Annotated in this window: 1 protein-coding gene; it reads right to left on the bottom strand. The window is 60.5% G+C overall.

Features of this window, described 5'->3' with window-relative positions:
- Positions 1–726: nitrogenase iron protein (gene nifH, locus ACZYOF_RS44135; RefSeq protein WP_463332016.1), on the bottom strand; the 726-nt coding region annotated here is incomplete at its 3' end.
- Positions 727–734: the final 8 nt, after the last annotated feature.

The raw sequence follows: 734 nt of genomic DNA, 5'->3' as shown, positions 1-734 counted from the left end.
GCGATAGTGATCGGCTTGCTGGGACTCCGGCGCATACTCCAGCACGGTCATGCGGCGCAGCTCCGCGTGCTGCACGACGTTGTCGCGCGGCACGAAATAGATCAGCTGGGTGCCGAGCTTCTTGGCGAGCGCCTCCGCCAGTTCCAGCTCCTTATCTGTCTGTCGCTCGTTGCAGATCAGGCCGCCGAGCCGCACGCCACCAGAGTTGGCATACTTCAAAATGCCCTTGGAAATGTTATTGGCGGCATACATTGCCATCATCTCGCCGGACATGACGATGTAGATTTCCTGCGCCTTATTCTCGCGGATCGGCATCGCAAAACCGCCGCAGACGACGTCGCCGAGCACATCATAGGAGACGTAGTCGATGTTCTCATAGGCGCCGTTCTCTTCCAGGAAGTTGATCGAGGTGATGACTCCGCGGCCAGCGCAGCCGACGCCCGGCTCCGGACCACCCGACTCGACGCAGCGGATGTCCTGATACCCGATCTTCATGACGTCCTCGAGTTCAAGGTCCTCGACGCTGCCGGCACTCGCCGCCAGGCTCAAAATCGTGTCCTGTGCTTTCGCGTGCAGGATCAGGCGGGTCGAGTCCGCCTTGGGATCGCAGCCCACGATCAGGATCTTGTGGCCCATTTCGGCCAGCGCCGCCAGCGTGTTCTGCGAGGTGGTCGACTTGCCGATGCCACCCTTGCCGTAGAACGCGATTTGTCTCAGTGAAGACATGTTGCTCT

This window comes from Bradyrhizobium sp. LeoA1Lang, assembly GCF_055413685.1.
Note: the sequence above shows the minus strand (reverse complement) of the source record. Positions and strands in the feature narration are given on the sequence as shown.